Origin of the sequence: Paraburkholderia sp. SIMBA_030 (assembly GCF_046535245.1) — a bacterium.
GTDB lineage: Bacteria > Pseudomonadota > Gammaproteobacteria > Burkholderiales > Burkholderiaceae > Paraburkholderia.
In genome coordinates this window covers 1-264 of sequence record NZ_JAWRXB010000754.1, presented here as the reverse complement: position 1 = coordinate 264, position 264 = coordinate 1, and the positions used below count along the sequence as shown (strand labels likewise).

The following is a 264-nucleotide window of genomic DNA, read 5'->3' as shown; positions in this document are numbered from 1 at the left end:
AACTTGCTGCCTGCGTATTTGCCGGAACTGTCCATGAAACCTGTGCTGAATTGGAAGTGAGTGCACCTACGGGATTCAGAGCCGGAACTCCACAGTCGGAATACGCATCTGCTGAGAAGGCAAAAATATTGGGAATTCCACTTCCTGCACTTTTGGATACTGTAATACTTTGTATAGGTTTGGCTTGGTTGGCCGCATCAATATTTAATACAGACTGATAGAGTCTTGGATTAGTTGAGTTAGCCTCCAAAACATCATTCGTCC

General features: G+C 44.7%; 1 protein-coding gene. It reads right to left on the bottom strand.

Annotated elements, in window-relative coordinates:
- Positions 1 to 264, bottom strand: a 264-nt coding sequence (locus SB772_RS41985) for a hypothetical protein (protein WP_410838769.1), incomplete at both ends; no start/stop codon positions are given.